The 21,289-nt window shown below is 39.9% G+C and carries 21 protein-coding genes and 1 pseudogene; 12 read left to right on the forward strand and 10 right to left on the reverse strand.

Going from position 1 to position 21,289, the window contains the following annotated elements; genetic code table 11:
- The first annotated feature begins 100 nt into the window (after positions 1 to 100).
- From ACM0OP_RS15760 to ACM0OP_RS15770, 3 genes are all read left to right on the forward strand, one after another.
- Positions 101 to 466 (forward strand): hypothetical protein, encoded by a 366-nt coding sequence (locus ACM0OP_RS15760; protein ID WP_414529371.1) that lies wholly within the window; start codon positions 101 to 103, stop codon positions 464 to 466.
- A 57-nt stretch (positions 467 to 523) separates the two neighbouring features.
- Positions 524 to 1,369, forward strand: coding sequence for a tyrosine-type recombinase/integrase (locus tag ACM0OP_RS15765; protein WP_414529372.1), 846 nt, complete (start codon positions 524 to 526; stop codon positions 1,367 to 1,369).
- 112 nt (positions 1,370 to 1,481) lie between these two features.
- On the forward strand, positions 1,482 to 2,030 hold the full coding sequence (locus ACM0OP_RS15770; RefSeq protein ID WP_414529373.1) for a hypothetical protein: 549 nt from the start codon (positions 1,482 to 1,484) through the stop codon (positions 2,028 to 2,030).
- Positions 2,031 to 2,127: 97 nt separating this feature from the next.
- Here the strand turns inward: ACM0OP_RS15770 and ACM0OP_RS15775 are convergent, their stop codons facing one another.
- Positions 2,128 to 2,844: an NACHT domain-containing protein gene (locus ACM0OP_RS15775; RefSeq protein WP_414529374.1), complete on the reverse strand. Its 717-nt coding sequence runs from the start codon at positions 2,842 to 2,844 to the stop codon at positions 2,128 to 2,130.
- Positions 2,845 to 3,124: 280 nt separating this feature from the next.
- Here ACM0OP_RS15775 and arfB point away from each other — a divergent pair, with 280 nt between their 5' ends.
- The 3 genes from arfB to ACM0OP_RS15790 all read left to right on the forward strand — a co-directional run bounded on the left by arfB (position 3,125) and on the right by ACM0OP_RS15790 (position 4,426).
- Complete coding sequence (arfB, locus tag ACM0OP_RS15780; RefSeq protein ID WP_414529375.1) at positions 3,125 to 3,538, forward strand: alternative ribosome rescue aminoacyl-tRNA hydrolase ArfB; 414 nt, start codon at positions 3,125 to 3,127, stop codon at positions 3,536 to 3,538.
- A 23-nt stretch (positions 3,539 to 3,561) separates the two neighbouring features.
- A complete protein-coding gene (locus ACM0OP_RS15785; RefSeq protein WP_414529376.1) occupies positions 3,562 to 3,909 on the forward strand; it encodes a DUF6009 family protein in 348 nt (115 codons plus the stop codon).
- A 277-nt stretch (positions 3,910 to 4,186) separates the two neighbouring features.
- The gene (locus ACM0OP_RS15790; RefSeq protein WP_414529377.1) at positions 4,187 to 4,426 is read left to right on the forward strand and encodes a hypothetical protein; all 240 of its coding nucleotides are present in this window, start codon (positions 4,187 to 4,189) and stop codon (positions 4,424 to 4,426) included.
- Positions 4,427 to 4,626: 200 nt separating this feature from the next.
- Here the strand turns inward: ACM0OP_RS15790 and ACM0OP_RS15795 are convergent, their stop codons facing one another.
- Both ACM0OP_RS15795 and ACM0OP_RS15800 read right to left on the reverse strand, forming a co-directional pair.
- Positions 4,627 to 5,484, reverse strand: a complete 858-nt coding sequence (locus ACM0OP_RS15795; protein WP_414529378.1) for a hypothetical protein — start codon at positions 5,482 to 5,484, stop codon at positions 4,627 to 4,629.
- Positions 5,485 to 5,651: 167 nt separating this feature from the next.
- Entirely contained in the window at positions 5,652 to 8,765 is a 3,114-nt protein-coding gene (locus ACM0OP_RS15800; RefSeq protein WP_414529379.1) for a DUF3987 domain-containing protein, read from the reverse strand.
- A 980-nt stretch (positions 8,766 to 9,745) separates the two neighbouring features.
- Between ACM0OP_RS15800 and ACM0OP_RS15805 the strand changes: the two are divergent.
- Both ACM0OP_RS15805 and ACM0OP_RS15810 read left to right on the forward strand, forming a co-directional pair.
- Positions 9,746 to 9,898: pseudogene (locus ACM0OP_RS15805) on the forward strand (transposase); the annotation flags it as partial.
- Positions 9,899 to 10,023: 125 nt separating this feature from the next.
- Positions 10,024 to 10,806: a hypothetical protein gene (locus ACM0OP_RS15810; RefSeq protein WP_414529380.1), complete on the forward strand. Its 783-nt coding sequence runs from the start codon at positions 10,024 to 10,026 to the stop codon at positions 10,804 to 10,806.
- Here ACM0OP_RS15810 and ACM0OP_RS15815 read toward each other — a convergent pair.
- The gene (locus ACM0OP_RS15815; RefSeq protein WP_414529381.1) at positions 10,803 to 10,991 is read right to left on the reverse strand and encodes a hypothetical protein; all 189 of its coding nucleotides are present in this window, start codon (positions 10,989 to 10,991) and stop codon (positions 10,803 to 10,805) included. The genes ACM0OP_RS15810 and ACM0OP_RS15815 overlap by 4 nt on opposite strands.
- A gap of 7 nt (positions 10,992 to 10,998) precedes the next feature.
- Positions 10,999 to 11,781: a sensor histidine kinase gene (locus ACM0OP_RS15820; protein ID WP_414529382.1), complete on the reverse strand. Its 783-nt coding sequence runs from the start codon at positions 11,779 to 11,781 to the stop codon at positions 10,999 to 11,001.
- Between the two features lie 290 nt (positions 11,782 to 12,071).
- Between ACM0OP_RS15820 and ACM0OP_RS15825 the strand changes: the two genes are divergently transcribed.
- Positions 12,072 to 12,749 carry a response regulator gene (locus ACM0OP_RS15825; protein ID WP_414529398.1) on the forward strand — a complete coding sequence of 226 codons (678 nt, stop codon included), beginning with the start codon at positions 12,072 to 12,074 and terminating at the stop codon, positions 12,747 to 12,749.
- Here the strand turns inward: ACM0OP_RS15825 and ACM0OP_RS15830 are convergent.
- Genes ACM0OP_RS15830 through ACM0OP_RS15845 form a run of 4 tightly spaced genes read right to left on the reverse strand, consistent with a single transcriptional unit; the run spans position 12,742 to position 15,703 of the window.
- Positions 12,742 to 13,344 carry a DUF6753 family protein gene (locus ACM0OP_RS15830; RefSeq protein WP_414529383.1) on the reverse strand — a complete coding sequence of 201 codons (603 nt, stop codon included), beginning with the start codon at positions 13,342 to 13,344 and terminating at the stop codon, positions 12,742 to 12,744. The genes ACM0OP_RS15825 and ACM0OP_RS15830 overlap by 8 nt on opposite strands.
- An 8-nt stretch (positions 13,345 to 13,352) precedes the next feature.
- On the reverse strand, positions 13,353 to 14,045 hold the full coding sequence (locus ACM0OP_RS15835; RefSeq protein ID WP_414529384.1) for a P-loop NTPase family protein: 693 nt from the start codon (positions 14,043 to 14,045) through the stop codon (positions 13,353 to 13,355).
- A 10-nt stretch (positions 14,046 to 14,055) separates the two neighbouring features.
- On the reverse strand, positions 14,056 to 14,874 hold the full coding sequence (locus ACM0OP_RS15840) for a nucleotide-binding protein (RefSeq protein ID WP_414529385.1): 819 nt from the start codon (positions 14,872 to 14,874) through the stop codon (positions 14,056 to 14,058).
- 22 nt (positions 14,875 to 14,896) lie between these two features.
- On the reverse strand, positions 14,897 to 15,703 hold the full coding sequence (locus ACM0OP_RS15845; RefSeq protein ID WP_414529386.1) for a hypothetical protein: 807 nt from the start codon (positions 15,701 to 15,703) through the stop codon (positions 14,897 to 14,899).
- Between the two features lie 260 nt (positions 15,704 to 15,963).
- Here ACM0OP_RS15845 and ACM0OP_RS15850 point away from each other — a divergent pair, with 260 nt between their 5' ends.
- Entirely contained in the window at positions 15,964 to 16,527 is a 564-nt protein-coding gene (locus ACM0OP_RS15850; protein ID WP_414529387.1) for a hypothetical protein, read from the forward strand.
- 23 nt (positions 16,528 to 16,550) lie between these two features.
- Here the strand turns inward: ACM0OP_RS15850 and mobV are convergent, their stop codons facing one another.
- Positions 16,551 to 18,380 (reverse strand): MobV family relaxase, encoded by a 1,830-nt coding sequence (gene mobV, locus ACM0OP_RS15855; protein WP_414529388.1) that lies wholly within the window; start codon positions 18,378 to 18,380, stop codon positions 16,551 to 16,553.
- 1,154 nt (positions 18,381 to 19,534) lie between these two features.
- Between mobV and ACM0OP_RS15860 the strand changes: the two genes are divergently transcribed.
- Together ACM0OP_RS15860 and ACM0OP_RS15865 are read left to right on the forward strand one after the other, a co-directional pair.
- Positions 19,535 to 20,023 carry a hypothetical protein gene (locus ACM0OP_RS15860; RefSeq protein ID WP_414529389.1) on the forward strand — a complete coding sequence of 163 codons (489 nt, stop codon included), beginning with the start codon at positions 19,535 to 19,537 and terminating at the stop codon, positions 20,021 to 20,023.
- 21 nt (positions 20,024 to 20,044) lie between these two features.
- Entirely contained in the window at positions 20,045 to 21,280 is a 1,236-nt protein-coding gene (locus tag ACM0OP_RS15865) for a ParM/StbA family protein (RefSeq protein WP_414529390.1), read from the forward strand.
- Positions 21,281 to 21,289 lie beyond the last annotated feature (9 nt).

A 21,289-nucleotide genomic window follows, 5' to 3' on the forward strand; every position in this document is an offset into this window, starting at 1 on the left:
CAGGCAGAGATCGTTGAAGCAGGAATCGCGTGACGAATAGTCATGCGAGGTTCAAAGCAGCGATATTCAGATAGATATTGCCCCTAACAGTAAATCAGGATTGCAACTGGAGGAGAGGTTAGAAAAACTGGAATCTCATCTTGCTGCTCAAAGCTCAGGTGTAGAAACCAAGCTAGAAGTGATTACCAAACACTTAGAAAGGTTGGAACAAGCTATGGCCAGAGGCAATTACAATAACAGCAGACCGCGCAGACAAGTATACTCACACCAGCAGCCACTTGTTGAACTGCAACCCAGGACAAACACAAGCCTAGCCCAAAGACTGGCTCTGACATCCCAAAGCCTGATAGCTGAAAGGGAAAAACTCAGCAATAAAGAATTTATTAGCTATACGCGCAACCGCGACCCCATGAGTACAGGATGGGAATATCACCCCAATGACGGTCTATACCATCCCGTGAAATAAACTCAATTGTCCCCACAATGGGCTTTAATGAAGAAGCATTCAACATAAGAATAGGCAATGTTGAATCATTCCTCGACTCTCACGAACACCGAACTGCTTGACCTGTGGCTACACGGGAAAAGCAAAAACACCACCGACGGCTATCGTCGCCATGCCGAGCGGTTCTTTTGTCATGTCAACAAACCCCTGGCAGATTGCACTTTGATGGATGTGCAAATCTGGGTGATGACGCTTCATTGTTCTGATAATTCCAAGCGGGTGGCTGTAGGGGCAATCAAAAGCCTACTTTCTTTTGCTAAACAGTTGGGGGTGGTATCGGCTAATTTAGGAATATTGGTTAAGTCACCCAAGGCGAAAAATAGATTGGCAGAGCGCATCTTAACTCAAGAGGAAGTACAACTACTCATAAGTTCCACCAAGACCGCACGCGATCGCGCAATTATTCGTTTACTCTATCTTGCGGGTTTGCGGGTGTCGGAACTATGCGGACTCAAGTGGCGCGACCTCAAAGCCCGTGTTGATGGGGGGCAAATCACCGTGTTCGGTAAGGGTGAGAAAACCAGAACTGTGCTGGTGGGGGCGGGTATGTGGAAAGAGATTAACTCTTTGAAAGGTGATGCTAAACATGATGACCCAGTATTTATATCTGGTAAAGGTGGTCATCTGTGCCGCAGTATGGTGTTTCATATTGTAAAGAAGGCCGCAACCCGTGCTGGGATTGAGGGGAATGTATCACCCCACTGGCTCAGACATAGCCACGCTAGTCATAGTTTAGATAGGGGTGCGCCAATTCACTTGTTGCAAAAAACGTTAGGACATAGTTCCGTTGCCATTACGGAAATGTATCTCCATGCTAGGCCAACTGATAGCAGTGGGTTGTACTTGCCAGATGATGATGAGTGATGGGGGTGCGATAGCGATCGCTCAAGAATTGCGCGGGAGTATCAAGATTAAGTGCGAAATCGTAGCAGGCAGCATTGAAGATATTAATTGTTGCAATTTTTCTAGAGTGTAAATGACCTCTCAACAATACGAACAAACCCAGAAATGTGCAAAATGCGGTTATGAAGAAACGCGATTTCTCGATGAACTAACCGCAGCATTTGAAGAAACACGCGCATGGACTGAACCCTGTTCTCAATGCGGTTCCACAGATTTTAGTAGTGCAAGTAACGCGCTTCCTGTACTCTCTCGCCAACAATTAGAAATGTGGGCTATTAACGATGAGCTTCATTTCTCACAACAAGACGAAGATTTGATTCTCGCTACTCCAAGTAATTTAGAATTACTGCTAGAGTTTTTAGATTCCCCTAATACCCATATCTGGCAAAGAAGAACTTTAGCCTCCGCGCTCTACGTACTTTGGTATGATGCTTATCCCGAAACCGGTGAAAGCTATCTCCAGGATGTCGAATTTGCCGAAAAAGTTGCTCTTGAAATTAATAAACGCGCCTCACTGTTGATTGAATTAGGAGCCTCAAAATCCGAAGAATTTGGCGAACCGCTTTGGTATATAAGCAGCTATCTTAGAGAAGAATTTGAAAAATACCAAACCCTAAACTGAAGATGCGATGGCAACGAGAACACCGCAGGCATCGCTTGTATGAATTTAGTTAAACTTTCGTACTGCTAGAAAGCATTACAATTAGTCAAGCTTTAGTTTAATTACACTGATGACCTTTACCCGCAATCCAACAAGAACTAACTAGATAAAGCGGTCTAGTTTCGCCTGTTAAAAACTGATTAATTGCATGAACACAAAGTTCTTGACGCTGTGGTTCCAGTTCATCTAAACCATCAAGTAATGGTAGTAATTGATGGTTTTCTATCCATTCTTTACCAAGTTTTTTTGAGACACCGTATTTAGATTTAAGTTCTGCCACCAACCAATCAGTTATAGATTGTCGGTCATCTTTCCACGAGGACAAGTTGAATAAAACAGGAACGGGATAATCAGGCTGTTCTACTGCACGTTTAATTAATTCTTGAGCCAATTCTAATTGTGTAGTTGTCTTACCCGCCCCTGGCGCACCCAAAATTAACAGTTTACCTGCAATTTCTTCCGATTCAAAAACTTCTAAAATTGTTGTGGTGTTTGGGAGAGGAACAGCCGGCTTTAAGCCAATTTTTATCTCAGCATCCCAAGGGCGTTTTACCTGCTGGGGTTGTGACTCCTTCCCCAAATTAATTAGCACGGCATTGTGTAGAGACTGCCTTAACCGTGCTGTAACTTCTGCCTTGACTGCGGCTAGTAGTATCCGTTCATTCTTTGGTCGAGCAGGGTTGCCTACTGGTGTCGTTGTTTGCCCACCTAGAATATTAAAAATATTTTGAAAAACATTACAGTGAAGGGGGTGGATAATGCTTGTGAATGACATAAGCTATACTCCAAGTAGAAGAGATGATGAGGAAAGCCCCCAGGTACAAGCTATGGGCATAAGTTAATTAGATGCTATTCTTCATCTTCAGAGTCCGATTCTTCATCATCCTCTTCCAATGTTTCTAAGACATCTTCAGTATAAGCAACGTCTCGGTTCCCTTCAGAGTCTACATTGCATAACAAAGGCGATCGCTGTGACTACTCCAGGCGATGTCTTATCTGCGAGACGCTGCGCTAACGGCGGGAATTTCGCCATTGCACTACGTTATATATAAGTTATGCTGCAAATTTCTGGTAAAATTATCATCCCCGATAGCGAAATCGAAATGAACGCGATTCGCTCTCAAGGTGCAGGCGGTCAAAACGTCAACAAGGTTGCGACGGCCATCCACTTGCGTTTTGACATTGAAGCTTCATCATTACCCACTTTCTATAAACAGCAACTTTTGAAGTTAAATGACCGACGCATTACCCAGGAGGGAGTGATTGTAATTAAGGCTCAAGAACACCGCAGCCAGGAGCAAAACCGGGAAGAAGCTTTGCAACGGCTCAAACAACTGATTAAAAGCGCTGTCATACTGCCCCAAAAACGCAAACCCACCAAACCAACTCGCAGTTCTCAAAAAAAACGCCTTGATAGTAAAACTAAGCGAGGACAGATTAAGTCAATGAGGAGGCAGTCCATTGATTAAAAAGCCAATACTGAGATAAAAATATGATAGATGAAAAGATTGTTAAATATGAGAAAAACATCGTTTGGCTGGTTGACCTAAAGGATTACCCTTGGGTGCGAGAAGACACAGCAGATTTTTGTCAAGCACAAGGAATTTCTAAATCTCATCAATCACGAATTGAAAGAAGAAGAAAACTTATTGGTTACGCTGACTTAAAGGACAAAGCACCACCTAGTTATACTTTAGGAACCAAAAAACATTATTTCCGCAGAGTTTTTGTAGTTCGTGATGGTGATTATCTGGTTTACCAATATGGGCATCCCGCCGAAGGTGTAGACCCTTTAAAAGTAAAGCCCAAGGTTAAGGCAGCAGTTATGAGAGGATGTTAAATTGAGATTCTGTCATCGCATCTCAATGACTATTAAGATATTTAAACATTCCCCTGAAAGTACCACTTTTTTAGTCATTGGGGTCTAGCTGGACTTGTTTAAATAACCCCTGTCGAATACCTGAAGGGGTGACAAGTTCGCCTCAAATCCTTATCGAATAAAGATTGTCAAAGAGTCAGCCTTGAAAAGATTAAAACAAATGGTGAACCTATTCCAACATAAAAATCAGACTCATCATTTCTAGTTATATGCCAATCTAGTAGTAGCGGTGTAGTCAATGTCTTCAGAGGATGTTATGAGTCCTAAGTACAAGAAAGGTGAAAAAGTCCGGGTTTACCATCCAACACAGTCAATATTCGGCATAGTGTCTGATATAAAACAAAGTGGTGGCACTTGGCTATATTCGCTCTCTGACCCTGAAACTGGAGAGATCCACCGAGTACATTTTGGTGGTAGTTTTGGCAACAGCGCAAGCCAAGTTAACTGGCAAGAGGAAAGATGGCTGCACCCCTGCTAGATATTAATATTCAAGATGCCACTTTCGGATGTTAATTCCTGGGTTCCTTAACTGGTTTACTTTGTAGAAATTTCTATAAAGTAAATTGATTGCCAGGTATGTAGTACCAATACTGTAGCCAAAAAAAGAGTATAAAGATACTGAGTGATGAGGTAACAAGTGTGTTATAGGGATTGCCTTCGCCAGTCCGAAGGCAATCCCTATGAAGATGTAGTGCTGCACTCAAGCTCAATCAAACTCAACATCTTTTCTTCCAGCCCAGTTAAGTAAGGGCGTTTCAATTCTCCCAGGTGTTTGAGGACAGCAACAGCAGCTTCTTCCAAGTTCTCATGATGACGTAGCCTGCTAATGCGATCGCTAATTAATTGCATTTGCTCACACTCCTGCTTCAAATAATTCATCGGCTTTAAATGATCCATTCTCACGGTATACTCTCCATCCCAAGCCATAACAGTACAGCTAAAATCATTCACAGCACTGACAATCGCCCAGCAACCTCCTTTGCCCCTGAGATCAGGATTATCCTTCACGATAATTTGGCACACTTCACCTAATTGGTAGGCGTTTGGTACTTTGGTGCGTTCCATAATGCGTTGTACCACATCTTTGACAACCCTCCCACTGGGAGCTTTGCCACCAGCTTCTTCTACTGCGGCTTGCCATATCTCTTGCTGCTGCTGAGGTTCTAGTTTTGTCAAGGGTCTAACTTGACGTTCACTAGTAGGTAGAATTTGTGTCCCAATGGTTGTCAAATCCTCAACTAATGAATTTTGACAACCATTGGTTGTCAAATTGTCGAAAACATCAGCCGCCGCAATCAAGTAATTTGATTTCTGCCGACTATGCCCAAAGCGATCGCGGCAATAATCCTCGAAGGTTTTGTGAGTAGAACGGTATAGTTTGCGATCGCGCAATTGAGCCAGCGCCTTCCCCGCTTCATAAAAAGCCCTTTCTACACGGCGTTCTAGGAACAAGCGCTCATGTTCTTCTTCGGGGGTCAACTCGTCAATTTCAGTCAGTTGCTCCGTACTCTCTACTGAAAGCATTTCCTGAAGCATAGTATTTACAAGCTCCAATAGGAGGGTTAAATCAGTGAACAGTGATCAAGCAAGGCTTGTAGTGGGAGATTTAGACCCGATTATGTCTCTTGACTGAGAACTGATAGCTGTAATGTCCAGAGAATAGGGTTGAGGGTATTTTTCTCCGATCTAAACCCTGTTTTGGTTCAAATCAATTCCAGGTGTGTCAGATCACTGCCAGGAATTGGGCATAAGAACTCTTTAAATTTGGATTCCATATTTTCTAAAAGCACAACGGCCATTTTGATACCGTATTTGTAAACCAATTTAGTCACAATCCCTTCTTTTTCATGCCTCACACTGCCGGGGAAGCAAACCCGCACTCTTGCACCTGGGGTAATTTCTGGTGTCGGTTGAGGGAGGGGCGAATCACACTCACAGTTGTTAGTGTTACTTGGTTGCACAAACCCCGTACCCCGATCAGTTTCTACCACTGGCAAACTATTTTGTGTATTATCAACAACTTGGGAATACTGTGTAGTTTCAACAACTACATTAGCTTTACTGAGACAATTATGATGATCTGGATTTGTCACCGGTGACACTTGAGTTGGTGGTGACGGTGCAGTGGCTTGTATTTCCGGCTTTTGGGGAATTGGCACACTGTCACCACTATGAGAGAATTCTAAATCTGGCTGTGGTGGTGGATTATTTGGTGTTAAATTAGCCACAAATTTAATCTGCCTACCTAACTTGATAATTTGACCTTTGCCCATCTGCTCTAATCTGCCAAATAGTTCAGTTGTGTAAGCACTGACATCTCTAAAAGCTTGTTTAGCGAGGTTTTGAATGGCTTTAATACTTCTGTAGGCATCTCTGGTACTGATACCATCTTGATGTTTAGTAATAGCCGCATCCCAGATTTTCAATAAAATAGAGCTGATGTCTTCATTTTCTGTAGTGGTTTCCTGAAGCACATTAAAAGCACTGCGATAATACTGGGCAAACAACACGGCTCGTTCTAAAGTATCCTTTTGTAAATGCCAGTAATCCCGGTTACTGTCGTGATAACACTCGATTAGGTGTAGAGCCAGCGCAATTCTCAATAATTGAGTTGGCAGTTTGAACATCCAAGCTCTGATTGCTGGTTGTGTTGTTGACCAAGCTTGTTGACCGATGATTTCACAAAGCTTGGTGTAGTAATTATCTGCGGCGGATGAGAGTTTGATGATCCCCGTTTGACAATGTTCCAACCAATCATAGAGGTGAGGTAGTTTTTCACTCAGGTGACAGTATCCCTTGACGCGCTTTGGCATTAAGGCTTGGGGATTAGCAACCAAGAATCGGGCTAACATCCCTTGCGAATCATCAGGATCTCGAAATATCTTGCGAAATACCCCCGGCTGGATACCGCCTGTCAAGCTGAGAGCTGTTTCTTCAACCATGAAGCCATCTCCTTGGAACACTCGATCAACTTGTGCAGGGGAGCCATCCCAAAGTTTGAGTAAGCATTCTAATCCTTCGTTTTCAACACCTTTACCAAACTGTCCAAAGGATTTGAATAAGCCAGCCAGTTCATCTCTAGCCCAAATAACACCATTTTCTTTTTGTTCAGAAAGGCGTTTGATCACTGCTTGAATAGTGGCAACTTCAAAGGTATATTTTCGTTCCACTGGTTTGGGCGGTGCTTCTTCTGTTTCTGTCCCTTTCCAGTTTTGGTGGGCTTCTACCTCCTGCTCAAACTGCTTTCGGGCTTCAATTTGCTTTTGTTTGAGTGGGGTCAAGACTAAGTTATCTGCCCGACTTTTACCACCACCTGATTCTAAGACTGTCGCTGTCCAGGCGATCGCCGGAACATTATGGGATTCGACATTGAGTTTTACGCGCTTTCCTGCCAGTGACATCACCGCAGCCAAAAGTGGTTGCCAAATCACGATGGGTTCAATATTCAAGATATTGGCATCATGTTTAAGGTCTGTGGCCATGCTGGGAAGGGCGCGGTCAAAATCCAGTTGAGCATTATGCCAATTAATTAAATTGTCCAACCGGATTTCATCTTCTGGTTGGACATCATGGATTTGGCTTCTGATGGAGGATACTAATTGTTTGAATGCGGGTTTGGCAATTCCAGGAATACTGGCGACTTCTTCAAGTTTTTGTGTTTCTTCGTAGTCAATTAAACCGGATTGCAGAATCTTGGTGACACTGGGGACAATCTCTTTAATCCCCACCAAATCTGGATTATAACTGTCACCCACAACTGTACTGTCACCAGTGACACTTGCATTAACCTGTGGTTGTTGAGAATATACTTGATTTTGTCTTTGCCACGATTTGATACAATTGAGCAGTGCATCGTCTGTCAGTGCAGCTGTAGGATTGGATTTCTCGGCTGAACACCAAATACTCTGTGCTTCCCTAGAATCTAATGGCGGAGAACAGCGATCGCAGTAATCATCAAATAATGTGCGAGGATCTCCCTCATAGTCATATCCCAGATACGTTAGTCGATTAGCTGTGCCAATCAAGTTACGGGCTAGTTTTGCACCTTTGTTGTTTCTCTCTCCTGCTCCTGCGCCATCGTCAATTAATGCACGGTCATCTTTAGTCAGGCATTGGTATAGAGGGGAGGAGCAAGGGGCAGGTATAGGGGGAGAAGTTTTCCCATTGCCCCCTGGTTCCTGCTCTTGAGCCTGTTGAGTTGGAATAATTTCTCTGAGTTGACTGTAGCTGTAGCAGTTGCCAGTATTGAGAATAATTTGGCTTTGTCCGTTAGGCACATTATGTGGTGCAAAATGAAAGCATCCCGCTAACCGCATTACTCTTGAGGGATTTTTCAGAGCGCGATCGCCATCGGCATACTCTAATAAATCTGTTTGCAGTTGTCTCCAGTCTTCAGTTCGGATAGATTGCTCTAAAATCCAATAACTGTGAATGGATTTCCCCCCTGTATCTATTTGTAAACTCGGTTCTGGTAAGTTGAGCGATCGCCACAACTCTTTTTGTAAATCTTTGTGAAGATTGTCATGTTCATAGAAGATAGCCCGGCAATTGCTGACATTCTCATCCAGATGTCCGCCGCCGTTGACTACGAAGTAAACGCCTCTGCCTTCTGCTTGGAATTGTGTGGCTAGTTGGATTAACTGATTGAGACTATGTGCTTCGGCTTTCCTACCTTTATCCCCTGCTTTGCGTGGGTCATCGCTGGGGTAGAAGCTTCGCAGGTAGACTGTATCTCCTTTCTGGTAGCCCAATGCTGCTAAATGTTGTGCAGCTTGATCACGGTCTACAACTTTTTTGCCAAATCCTTTCTTAAACACGGTAAATTCCCCTGATTTGTTGGTTTACAAACCTCAGAGGGGGTTGATTGCGCTGCTACTGTTTTTGTCTACCCAATTCAGGAATTTTTTCTTCAGGAAGATTGAGCTTTTTTGTGCTGGAGAAAATTTAGTAGCCAAATTGCCACATAATTTTGGCCAGATGTACTGCTTCTCATGTATGATGAGAATTAGGACACTATTCCTCTAATATGAGGTAGTGACAATTGCCTCTAATTAATCCTTTGTGATTGGGTTGGTATGAGGTGTAGTTACATTCCCCTCTGATTTGATGAAGTTTTGATGAGGGCGTGTATGGTTCTCAGCGATGAGAACTCAATAACGGAGTTTTAGTCTCGGTCAACCTCTTTAGTGTTTAAAGTCGGCTAAACTTTGAAAGGCACTAATTTGGTATGACAGATCACTCCGGTTCTGTATGAGGGCAAAGCTTCACTGAAACAGTGAGTTTTGTCCTTTTCAATGGCTTATGTATATTTCCGTGGTCTTTTTCTCCTGTATATTCCATAAATAATATTTTAAGTCATTTAGAGAACTCTTACCCAGTTTTACCAGACTTTTGGTAAAAGCTTAATTTTAAGGATTATTATAGCTGTTATTCAAAAATTAAGTAAATTAAATGACAAGATTCCCTAAAAAATATTATGATTTTACCCTTTTTATTGGGCATAAATCGCCGATTATTAGGAATTTTTTGCTAAAAACAGTATTTTTCTTTTTCAAGAAGTAGTTAATTCAAATCTTACCAAATTCCGTCACGATTTACTGAGATACCTAATTTAACAATTTTTGTCAAGTATCATATGGGTAAAGATAGCAAGAATATTTTATCTATCTATAGAAGGTAGTAAAGCTATCCTTTCTATGATTTCAGCAACCCGTGACTTGCCTGTTGAAGTTCACTATCAGAAATGGCAGCAAATTTGTCTAAACCTAAACCAATCTTTCTGGGTTTCTGAGATGACCGGGTTATTCGCAAAGAATTTAAGGAGCATATTGAAAAGTTTTACTGGAAACCGTTGTTTTGGTCTAGCTCGTATTATGTAGCCTCAAGTGGCGGCGCACCGATTGATAAACTTAGGCAATATATCAAAGAGCAAAACGCACCAACTGAATAAATATGGATTGGTTATTTCCACTTCGTTTCAATAACCCGCTCTGATCCCTACCTTCAACGTACTCGTAAGGTAGGGACTGCCGCGATACATTCAAATACGTCACAATAATTACCAAAAAAAATCAAATGAATAACTCAGCTATCGAAACAATTAATTCAATCAATCGTGTCAGAGGGGTTTCCAATAACATGATGGCTTACAGACTATCGTTGATCATGCAACAAGCTAAAGAGAACGCCACTCCCCTAGCGACCGAAAACCAAGCCTTACCCCAAGAGCGCCAGGAAGAACTTACGCAACTTCTATCGAAGTCTCCCGCAACTCAAAATCTTGAAGACTTTAGGCAAAAGCTAAAAGATAGGTACTACTCAGAATATCTATCGAAATTTGAAGCTAGATTGGGTGTAGAGTCACGGAAACAAGATACTCCAACACGAGTTGAGAGATTGATTGCTGAGAAAAAATCACAATTCTTGCAAATGCAGAAATCTAAACTCGAAGAAAAGCCAGACCACAACCAGTCCAAAGCTTCTCGAGAAATTAATAGTAGATTACCAGAACAAAGTGAAGCGACCAACAAATTACTCATCCCTGCAATGATGGGACTTGTTGTTGCCAAAGGTCAAAATACTGATGAAAGAACCCGGATCTACGAAGGGGTTAGATACAAATTACAGCTATTAATGAAAGAAGGTAAGCAATTCCTTAGCATTAATCGCAAAGATAGGAAACCGGAGAAAGCTTTTAGTGCGTATAAAAATGATAATGATAAATATTCTCAATTCAATATTTTAGAGAACAACCTCTCGGAGCAGGAAACTCAAGGAATAATTGAATTTAACAAACAGAGAATCGTTGAAGAATCTCAAAATAAAGACAAGGATAATAACCTTGATCTGGGAGATTAGAAATAACCGAGGAATACACCACCAGCAAATCCAATTAATAACAAAGGACGTTTTATCCCCTTTTCAATATTAGAAAAAGGGGAAATTATTACTGCCAAAATTATGTAAAATAAAGCTTGTGTTATATCAACATCAAACTTAATAATTGCGGCAAAAAATAAACTAAAAAATATAGCAAATTCCACAGCAGTTTCAATCTTGTTCAGAAACTTGGTATTGTTTAAGTAACGCATTTTTATCCCCTTCAGTAACCCCTATCGTACCATCAAGCCCATAAGGTTGATGAGCGCGATAGGGAAAAATGATCGTAAATTTAGTTCCTTCTTGCACAGACGAGTCTACCAAAAGCTTTAGCCCATGAGCTTTTGCAATCATCATCGCCACATACAACCCCAACCCAGACCCCGATGATTGTGCGTTGGCTCGGTAAAAAGGTAAAAATATATTTGGTATTTCTTGTGGCGCAATACCTTTCCCAGTATCTTCAATCTCAACTATTAAATCATCTCCCCGATTTAATAGTCTAATAAAGACATCGCCACCATCAATAGTATACTTAATACCGTTATGTATTAAGTTAGACATCATTCTCCCCAAAGAAGCAGCATCAGCCATAACTTCAGCACCATGAGCTAACGGTATATGTTCAAACTTAAGTTTGATTGAACCGCACTTAGCCAATGGTAAAAACTCCAAATGCAGTTTTTGCAAGAACTTGAATAAGTCTAAACGTCTAATAGACGCTGGATGAATATTTAAAATATCATCAAATCTTTGTCCACTCTGATAATTTTCCAGTAGATAACTAACTCGATTATTCGTTTCTAAAACAGCTTCTAAAACTGGTCTGATCTCTTCCAATGTATGACCATAATTCCCTGCCATCAGTTGCTTAATGGTAATTTTAATCCCTATAAGAGGATTGAGAAGATCATGCAGAAAAGCTGAGGATGTAAGAACACTTTTAATTATCATAAAAATTGCCTTAGATTCTCCTGTTTATTATAATCAATAAACAGGAGTGTTCCCAGATAAAAATAAGATATTTTACATTTCAAAAAAGAATGATTTAATAGTAATAGCATCTAGAACTGGATGTAAGGAAAACATCTTTCTTTAGGAGTATGTCTTTAGGTATACTCACCAGAATTTACGGGACAGGGTATGGGCTATAAAGGGTGAAACAATTTTTATTCTAAGTAGTTTATTTTTAATAATTGATTTTATGGTATATGTATAACAAGTAAATCTACAAGGTGTCTCAAATGATTTACATAGTAATTATTGAAGATGAACCCCTGATCAGAATGGGCATCAAGGCAGTAATCGCCGAAGATCCAAATATGGATTTATGTGGTGAAGCGGACAGTGGTGAAAAAGGAATTATCCTGGTTGAGGAAACCAAGCCCGACATTGTTCTAGTCGATATCGGTTTGCCTGATATGAGTGGTTTACAAGTTGTTTCCACCATTAAAGAAAGAACCAATGCTAAAGTCATAATTATTACCTGTCAATCGAATGAATTTACAGTAAATTCAGCTTTTGAATGTGGGGCAGATTCATATCTGCTAAAGCAAGATGTAAATAGCATCACCTATGCAATTCATAGAACTTACAGGAAAGAAAGAGTTTTAGACCCCAAAATTACAAATTATTTTTTAAAACCTAATTCTAAAAAAGCACTGAACAAAGGCAAAGTGTACGAATCTAAACTCACTACAACTGAAATCAAGATATTAAAATTAATAGCTTGTGGTTTGTCCAATAGAGTGATAGCCAACAAGTTATTTATCACTCAAAATACTGTCAAATGCCATATATCAAATTTGTTCACCAAAATTAACGCTAGAAACCGAGTAGGCGCAATTGCTCAAGGACAAAAGCTCGGTTATTTACAAAATAGCGACCTTTTTCAAGCAAACATTGAAGAAGAAGCTATTTAATTTTAATCAGGCAATGTCCCTGGAGTCGATTTTCGTCAGCTTTACAAGCGGAAATGGTTGATTGATTATCTTTAAGTATCTCCCTAGCAAACTTGCCCTCTTCAGATTTTACCCATTCCAGCAGTTGCAAATCATTATTAGTAATAATAGATGCAGCATCTACATAATTAGCCACAATGTTCCAAGTAGTCAGGGAACCCAAGAGCGCCCCTACCGCCATCACCCCTCCAAAAATTGCAGAGATAGGCCAAATCCCCAGTTTCATCTTTCCTGGTTCGAGCATTTTTGGTGACAAATTTGGTAACTCTTGTGCTAAAACTTCTCTTACAGAAGAACTAACAACCGCATAGTGCATGGACTGAGTTGTTTTGCTAGTTTGCTCCAGTTTTCTGTCGATGAGAACAGCCCAGGCCTCTACCATCGCTTCCATTCGAGCCGGAATTTCAATCATTGTCTCTTCATATCGTCCCAGAGTTAGCATGATCTGAAACATGGGATCATCAGGAGAAATGCCCAGAGAAAGCGATAGTGCCTGAATTTTAGCTTGTTCTAATTCCGAATATCCGCGCATTGCATCTTCCATTGAAATTGTCATGATGACTCCTAAAAATTTGATTTAGACAAACACAGATAATTACTAGCTAGTTGGTTTTTAAGTAGTTCTTGATTAAAGTTTTGTATCCATCGATATATATAGGAACGATAAAGAATATATATTGATGTATCATCACGTATCTGTGAATAAGGTTTATTAGTTCTTTCCATTGCTTCATAGTGGTCAGTGTGCAGTTTAGTTAAAGTTATATCTATACCACCTACTGAATATAATTTTGATTGCATAGAAGTCTTATAATTATTGAATCTCTGGTCAAAGTGATAATTTTTGATCACTATATAATTAGCCCATTCCTTAGAAAAATTGAGAATTATCTCCATATATTTTAGACAATCGAATCTGTGTGATATGGGTTGAAGAAAAGTCAATCTCCAGCCATATTCATTGAGCAGATGAAAAAAATTTGATTTATCAATAAAATGGCAGATTTTATGTACATACTGTCCAGGCATATCTACTACTACTACTTCAAGTTGCTGATTTTTTAAATCTTCTAACACTTGATCAGTTTCACTCCTGAAAAAATCTACCGTATTGACTGTAATTAAATGCCTGTAAGATTGTAGCTTATGAAAATTATCATGGTCGTAAGCTGTGATAGTTTTACCTTGAGAATGAAGTAAATCAATCAACAGTTTACAAACTGTAGACTTACCAACACGGGAATCGCCTAAAGTCATAATCATCCGCTTATTTTGCAGCATCTAAATTGGGTAAACCTAATAAATGTCTAACTGGTTGAATGGAATCTTTGAAGTTGCGTAGCCATGCTGTCACCCTTCCTTTGACAGCAATTAGGTCATTCTGTTCCATTCCTTTAGCAAAGGAATAGCTTTGTTGGTCAAGATAATCATAGGCGTGTTCAATTAGATCAGGCATACCTATTTCATGAATATATTTTTGATTTTCTGGGTTAGCTTTAATGTCTTGAATCACCTGGGAATTATTGTATCTATTAAATTCATGCTCCTCACCAAAAAAATTATTTTTCACCACTATATAATCAGCATTATTTTGGCAGTAACTATACAAGTTAACAAATTGGTTTACTGAATCTAAAGTCCGAGAGATAACTACTACCATAGTTACTCTCATTTGGTAAATATTTTTGATGGTTTCAAAAAGATCCATATCTTGGACAAAATCCTTCAAAATGTTGCTAGATTGTGGTGGTAATTCCAACAAAAATAATGATTTTTCGGAAAACACAGCTTTACCAGGTTCACCATCTTCAACTGATTTATCAGGGTGAAAGATATATTTTCCCAATCCTTGTAAAAATATATCCGTTTGTCCCCTTTTAAATATATTAAGTGGTTCAATTGTACATTCTTTTTCATAAAATCTTTTTATCTGTGGATTTGAAATATCCGCATCAAAAGCCACAAAATCTTGTTTTTCGTCTATCCAAGCTTGCAAAAGTCCTCTTGCAAAGGTACTCTTACCAACGCCCCCTTTATCACCAGTTACGATAACCAATCTCCGAGAAAGATTTTCTTGTGATGTCATTTTTTTTCTAGCCATAAAGGAACTAAGCAATTATTTCATTAGACAAATACTGTAAGAGCCTCAAATAAAAAGGCTCGACACAATTGAGATAACTAAATCGTGATGAATTAACAGATTTTAAAGCTTGTAAAATTAACCCTTGTTTAATTACATCCAATGGAAAATCTGTTGGATGCAGTCTTTTGAGAACGACAAAAACTACTAAATCTAATTCTTGTGCCATCAATAGGTTTGTCGTTGATAAAACTATTTTTTTATACAAGTTTTCATATCCATCGTAATCCCTTGTTATATTTTGTATTATTTGTAGATAGTAAATTCTTGATTGTTCTTCTTGATTGTCTTGAACAGTGGGATAATCACATCCGAAGGGAATTGTTTTGTTGATAAAACGCAAGTAAAAATCCACAATTTCCTCTTGATTTATTGTCCAGTCTGATTTCTGACATTTTAAATAATTTAATATTGATTCCTTAGAAGTGAAATCAATATTATTTTTATATTTTTGAGAACAAGTTGAGGCTACATTTTCTGTCAAAGTTGAAATAATGTCTGTTCTTACCCAATACCCTAATTTTCTTGTCAGCTTAGGATTGTAATTTAGAGAATAAATAGATGAAGCAGGCATTGTATCAGCTTGGCATACTTCTCCATTTACGACGACATATCGTTGGTTAATTTCAATGCCATCCTTTAAATTTGAAACTTCCACATCAAGTAGACAAAATACATCTTCAGCGAATAACTCTACTCCACTAGGAATATTTAGTACACGAACTATCTTCCCCGATGGATGCTCAAACTCCATCGGATGCCATATTTCAACCATAAGTCCTGCTTTTCGTTGTCTTGATTTGCGATCAATATGGCATATTCTGCTTCCATAAAGGAATAAACTAAATTACGGGATCAATATCATACTTTCTTACTATTGCCAAAAACGTTGAAGTGTGAATACAAATAACCAATTTCCAGGTTTCAACGCTATTCTCTAAGAAAATCCCTGTTTCCCAATACCCTACACCCGCCCCAATCCGGCTTGGTCAATGGTTTAAACTGTCTGTACTAGGGTATATACGTGGTATAGAGATGGCTAACACAGAACGCGAATCAATAAACTTTAAACTCCCCAAAACCCTCACCAATGCACTCCGCAAAGCTGCACGAGAACGTCAAACTACGGCTACCGATTTAGTGATTCAAGGCTTGCATCATATCCTGGGAGAAGTTCCTGGTACGGAAGCAAGTGTAGAAACTCGTCTACACCAAATCGAAGCCTTTTTGACTCAAATGGCCAATGGACAAGATGCTGGTGTAGACGATAGTTCAAAACAAAGACTTTCACAGTTGGAGCAAAAGACCGAAGCCATATCTTTGAGGTTGGCACAAATTGAAGGAGCTATTTCTTTACTTGGACAGCGTTCTGCAACTCCTCAAAGAAGGCAGTCCTACCAATATCATCCACCGCAGTTAGAACTGCAAGCGTATCAGGGGGTAAATCTGGCTAAAAGATTAGGTGTCGATTTAGCGACTTTAGAGCGAGAACGAAATAATCAGAGTTCTAAGGATTTTGAAAGATGGTGCAGGTCGAAAGATCCTAGTTCTACTGGATGGCGTTTTGGTAACGATGGACTCTTCCATCCCATTAAATGATGGAACACATTTTTGTTTTTTGTTCAAAATTCCAGTTCCTGCCCCGGCTGGTGGTGCTGCTGGTCACGGCTCTGTTGCTTTTGGTACTTTCTCCATGCACACAGGGTATCATTCCAATCTTTACCTTTGGGTTTAACTCGCATGGCATGATCATGATGTAACTGTTCCATGATCATTCGTGCCGTCTCATTCCCGGCATGATCGTTCTCATAAGCCACTTCCACTGCGGGAACAGTTTGCAGAAATTCCACTGGTAAACTTTTAGGACTATCAACTGCCATGTACATTGTCCTGGTTTTGGGTATTCCTTGCTGAACTTCCATTTCCAGAGTTGCAATTGACAGCGCCTCAATGGGGGATTTACACAATACGACTTTTGCAATTTCGCCGTTTGGTTCTCCTCCCAATTTTAAATGAAACCACCCTTTTGTACGCTTGGTTCCTTTCACATATCCCTTAAAGCTGTTATCTTCCCCTTGTGTTCCTCTAACAAATGCACCTGTGGTTTCACCATCTAGATTCCGCATTAAGAACACGGCGTTTTTTTGCTCATCAGCATAAATTAAACCTTGATCATGAACGGCTTGGATAAAACTGGGTAGTAATTCTCGCTTCTCGGTAAGATAATTTTCGACTTTATGCCATTGGCGCTCATCTGGTGCTGGGGGTACAAACTTGGGTCTGGGTTCCAACTGTGCAATTTCCGCCGCTCTTTTTTGAGATTGGGCGAAGACTGCCCTCTCTACCCCTTTTTCACCAAATCTATCATGCAGCCACGCGATCGCTTCCTGATCATTACATTCGTTAACGTGTATAACCAAGTCAATAGCACCACCGCCACCCCTTTCTTCACTGGGGTGAAAGTCATAGAATTTGGAACCATCTATATTCATGATGTGACCCTGGCCTCTCCATTTCACCGGCTGGTTATAGTCACGGTCTAAACCTAAATGCCACGCTACATCCTCCAGGGGCAAGTCCCGCAGTTGCTCTGTCTGCTGCCGTAAAACTAAGTTTTCTTCAAGTTGTTTGATTCTGGTTTCTTGCTGTTGCCTAAGTTTTTCACTAGCCATAGCTTTTTGAACAGCCCGTTGTTCATGTTCAATAGCACGTTGACGATCCGCTAACTGATGGTCAAGTGCTTGAATAGCTGGGTCAGCCTTAAGCCGTTCATAGAATTGCTGTGCCGATTCTCCCAATCTTGGTTCTAATCGTTCAAGTTCCAAAGTCAAAGGTTGACTATTAACAGCTTGATAATATTCCTTAACTTTAGTGTGGGTGGCCTTACTGCCTTTGACTCCTCGTTCAATACCCAATGGTGCTAGTGCAGCAGCATAACTATCTTGCAATTTGGATAACTTAATTCTGCACTCTTTAGGTGAACCCCCAAACATTTTGTAATGACTGAGAAGATGGGCTTTTTCGTTAATCGGGACTATGTAAGCGTGAATGTGGGGAGTGGCTTCATCCAAGTGCAGTTCTGCCCTGACACACTTATCCCCGTAGTTTTCAATCAGCCATTCTTTAGAGGTGTTAGCGAAACCGCTCAATCTTTGCTCATCCCATTCTCCCGCGAGTGATGGGTCATGAGGTCGAAAATATTCAGGGCTGGCACTCAAAAACATTTCACTACACAACACAGCATCTTTGCGAGGCTTGTGTTTTGTGCAAGACTTGATCTTGAGTTTGACAATTTGCTCCAAGGGCTGGTCGTTATCGCCAATCAACCGAATATTTGTTTTTTGTGGGTCAGCATTGCTAGTTTCTTGTAATCTGGCAGTATGGGCTTCACTACCCCCCACATTGCCAAAAGATTTCAGCTTTACCACGCGTAAAATTGCTAAACCTGCCATCTGTTCTCAGTTGTATATTTACTCCAGTTGTCATGCCCCAAAGGGTAATTGTGGGTTGTCTCTTAGCGAGCATGAACGGGACGGAAATCTCACCCGTAGATTCTAGAACTGTAATGAGTACAGTTCTATTAAATTGCACCTGACACTCATGGGATGGCGGTAGTCCTGCCTGTGTCAGCATTCGAGAGAAACCCATCCCTTATAAGTATAACGAAAAGGCTATTTAACGGTTAATTTGCTGGGTTTTAGGGTTATTTAAGTCATCAGGTGATGTCCTGGTTTATTATTAGCAGTAAATCACCATAAAAATGGTGTTTCGGGGTCAATCTTTATCTCAAGTTACTATCAAAAACACCTCTGTGACTATTGCATGAGGATTGGCTAAAATAACGTAATCACAAGGGTTTTGGGCTATTGTATTCTCAATAGCTTAAATTATTGACATTATTCACGGATTTTCAAATTCACTCAACTTTTTTCAAAGACTGACACAACTCTTTTGTAACCAGAAGTATTATAAAGGACTACAGAATAATTTTTGAACAGATTTTTGAATTACTTTTGCAACATGAATGTATTATGCTTTTTGAGTCAAAATCTTCTAGTAAAAACGGCTGTAACTTTTTCTGTATATGCTTTTGAGCGATTTTTGACAAAAATAGCAGGCGTAGACAAAGCATAAAAATCTCAAAATATGTCGATTTTGGTGATTTTCTACGCCCATTGGGATGTCATGAAACTATCGCATTTTGGTTACATTATTTGTTTTTCGGGAGCAATAAAGTTTTTTCGTTGCTCAACTACGCCTTTTTGATGTTTCAAAGCCTTTTTTTTATTCTTGAGGGCGTGTAGAGACAACAGTGTTAAGTTATACAGTAATACTACCGATAAATTAAAGTAACTCTATGTAGATTGTGTGGGTTACTTGCCAATTTATTTGTCAGTAAACGAGAAACTATATTAGCTAAATAAATTTACAGTTCAAATAAATTTAACAGGGTGTTATCAAAATTAGTTGTTAAATTTAGAAACGCTTCACAGGAAAATTGATTCTAGTTGCCCTGCAATAATTCTTTTGTTATTCTTTAAATGGTAATGATGCGAGAAATTATCGCATCTGCATTCCTGTTATCAAGATTTTAAAATACAAGAATATGACAGATGCAAAGTACCAAAGAATTTCAATAAAGCGATTAGATGATAGTGTGGATGGACAAGTAATTAGTTACTTGCAATCCGACCCTTTTGATGAAAATGAGAACTTTCCTGAATTAGTTTTGTCTACTCTCAAGGCACACTGGCTACCTTTAACATTATTGTCAAAAGGGGTGGGTGGAGAAAAACTAAGGCAAGCAGGGATTCGTGCGATCGCTAAATTAGAAGCGCAAATCAGCACCATTCGTCGAATCTGTGGGCTTGATATTGAACCAGTTCATCCTACGCCAGTGGTCATCAACCAAACATTTGGAGCAGGGAATGATAAAGCATCTATCTGGGGAGAGATTTCTGACAATCATTCAAATAACAATAGTCAATCAAATGCTCAAGCAGATGAGACTGAGGATGATGATGATGATTGGGGATTGATGAAGATGGAAAATACCGAAGAAATGGAACAAATTAACAAGATATTTGGCGTTTAAATATATACATAAACTGTTGTCATGAATAGTACAAAGAAACCGGAAAAAAAGACTAGGATAGTCTTGACTTGTGATTTAGGTGGCAGTCAGACTAAAGCGATCGCACAAATATATCCAGATGGTGTACCGATAGTGTTGGCGATGTCCCCAGAAGTAGCAGATGTGGGCAAAGGTTCAATTGAGCGATTGAAGCAACAAAATCAAGTTTTTCAGGGCAACACTGCATGGGTGGGATGGAGAGAAGAATACTATGTATTAGGTGAATTAGCAAAAACTATGTTTGCGGGGACGGCGGCACTACGGGATTTGAAGTATGAATATGCCATGCCCAAAATCATTGGTATGTTGTGGTTAGCTTGTCGCAAATTGAATCAGGATTATGTGAGCGAGGTGTTTTTACAATTATTGCTACCACCTGGAGAAGTCAATGATGGTAAGAAGTTAGCAATAGAGTTAGAGCAGTTGTTGAAAAAAGGTGTAGAGACACCGACAGGAAAAGTGAAATGTAAGTTACGACATTTTGGTGTTGCGCCTGAAGGATCTGGAATTATGGCGTATCGTCGGCGTAATCTCCAAGATAAATATTTTCAAAAAAATATCGGAATGCTGATGTTGGGATATCGCAATGCCAGTTTTTACCTGTCAACACAAGGTAGTGCGGGGAAATCAGAAACAAGCGATTTGGGAATGAGTTGGATGGTACGTCAGTTTGTGGAATGTACATCTGTAGGGTTATCAAAGGATGATTCGCGTTTGATTAATGCTTTAATAGCAGCAAATCAGGCGGATTTTGAGCCTTTTGTTTCTTTGTCGCGTAAGACTACAGAACCAGAAAAACAGTCAGATTTAAAGTTGTTCCAACAAGCTTTACCAGTAGTTCGTGATGAATATTGCCGTGCTTTAGTCAGATGGATGCGAAATATCGCGGACTTGGATGAGATTGTGATTTGTGGTGGGACGGCTGAGTTTGTCACTACTGAGTTAACTGAGCATTTTGAAAATGAGGGTATACCGATTATTTGGAATGGCAATGTGTCAATTCCAAAGAAGTTAGATACTCTTGATTTGGGGGATAGAGTAACTGATGTTTGGACAAGTCATATTAGCCACATTAAAATGTTGGACAAAAATTTAGGTCATGATCGTCAAGGAAGAACTTTAGTGCCAACCGATAATCAACCAACTTATAACAATGGCAAGGTTCCCGAAGATGTATGGATTCAACAGGGTTTTATGCCTATGCACGAAGGGGTGTGATTTTATCTC

Source organism: Nodularia chucula CCY0103, from assembly GCF_963923915.1.
GTDB lineage: Bacteria > Cyanobacteriota > Cyanobacteriia > Cyanobacteriales > Nostocaceae > Nodularia > Nodularia chucula.

Bases quoted from the DNA above. Each gene is read 5' to 3' on its own strand.
- ACM0OP_RS15850 (WP_414529387.1), top strand. From the start codon at position 15,964: ATGGCTAACACAGAACGCGAATCAATAAACTTTAAACTCCCCAAAACC.
- ACM0OP_RS15775 (WP_414529374.1), bottom strand. From the start codon at position 2,844: ATGTCATTCACAAGCATTATCCACCCCCTTCACTGTAATGTTTTTCAA.
- arfB (WP_414529375.1), top strand. From the start codon at position 3,125: ATGCTGCAAATTTCTGGTAAAATTATCATCCCCGATAGCGAAATCGAA.
- ACM0OP_RS15820 (WP_414529382.1), bottom strand. From the start codon at position 11,781: ATGATAATTAAAAGTGTTCTTACATCCTCAGCTTTTCTGCATGATCTT.
- ACM0OP_RS15830 (WP_414529383.1), bottom strand. From the start codon at position 13,344: ATGACAATTTCAATGGAAGATGCAATGCGCGGATATTCGGAATTAGAA.
- ACM0OP_RS15835 (WP_414529384.1), bottom strand. From the start codon at position 14,045: ATGACTTTAGGCGATTCCCGTGTTGGTAAGTCTACAGTTTGTAAACTG.
- ACM0OP_RS15825 (WP_414529398.1), top strand. From the start codon at position 12,072: ATGATTTACATAGTAATTATTGAAGATGAACCCCTGATCAGAATGGGC.
- ACM0OP_RS15845 (WP_414529386.1), bottom strand. From the start codon at position 15,703: ATGGTTGAAATATGGCATCCGATGGAGTTTGAGCATCCATCGGGGAAG.
- ACM0OP_RS15860 (WP_414529389.1), top strand. From the start codon at position 19,535: ATGACAGATGCAAAGTACCAAAGAATTTCAATAAAGCGATTAGATGAT.
- ACM0OP_RS15785 (WP_414529376.1), top strand. From the start codon at position 3,562: ATGATAGATGAAAAGATTGTTAAATATGAGAAAAACATCGTTTGGCTG.
- ACM0OP_RS15810 (WP_414529380.1), top strand. From the start codon at position 10,024: ATGAATAACTCAGCTATCGAAACAATTAATTCAATCAATCGTGTCAGA.
- ACM0OP_RS15790 (WP_414529377.1), top strand. From the start codon at position 4,187: ATGTCTTCAGAGGATGTTATGAGTCCTAAGTACAAGAAAGGTGAAAAA.
- ACM0OP_RS15865 (WP_414529390.1), top strand. From the start codon at position 20,045: ATGAATAGTACAAAGAAACCGGAAAAAAAGACTAGGATAGTCTTGACT.
- ACM0OP_RS15770 (WP_414529373.1), top strand. From the start codon at position 1,482: ATGACCTCTCAACAATACGAACAAACCCAGAAATGTGCAAAATGCGGT.
- ACM0OP_RS15840 (WP_414529385.1), bottom strand. From the start codon at position 14,874: ATGACATCACAAGAAAATCTTTCTCGGAGATTGGTTATCGTAACTGGT.
- ACM0OP_RS15765 (WP_414529372.1), top strand. From the start codon at position 524: ATGTTGAATCATTCCTCGACTCTCACGAACACCGAACTGCTTGACCTG.
- ACM0OP_RS15795 (WP_414529378.1), bottom strand. From the start codon at position 5,484: ATGCTTCAGGAAATGCTTTCAGTAGAGAGTACGGAGCAACTGACTGAA.
- mobV (WP_414529388.1), bottom strand. From the start codon at position 18,380: ATGGCAGGTTTAGCAATTTTACGCGTGGTAAAGCTGAAATCTTTTGGC.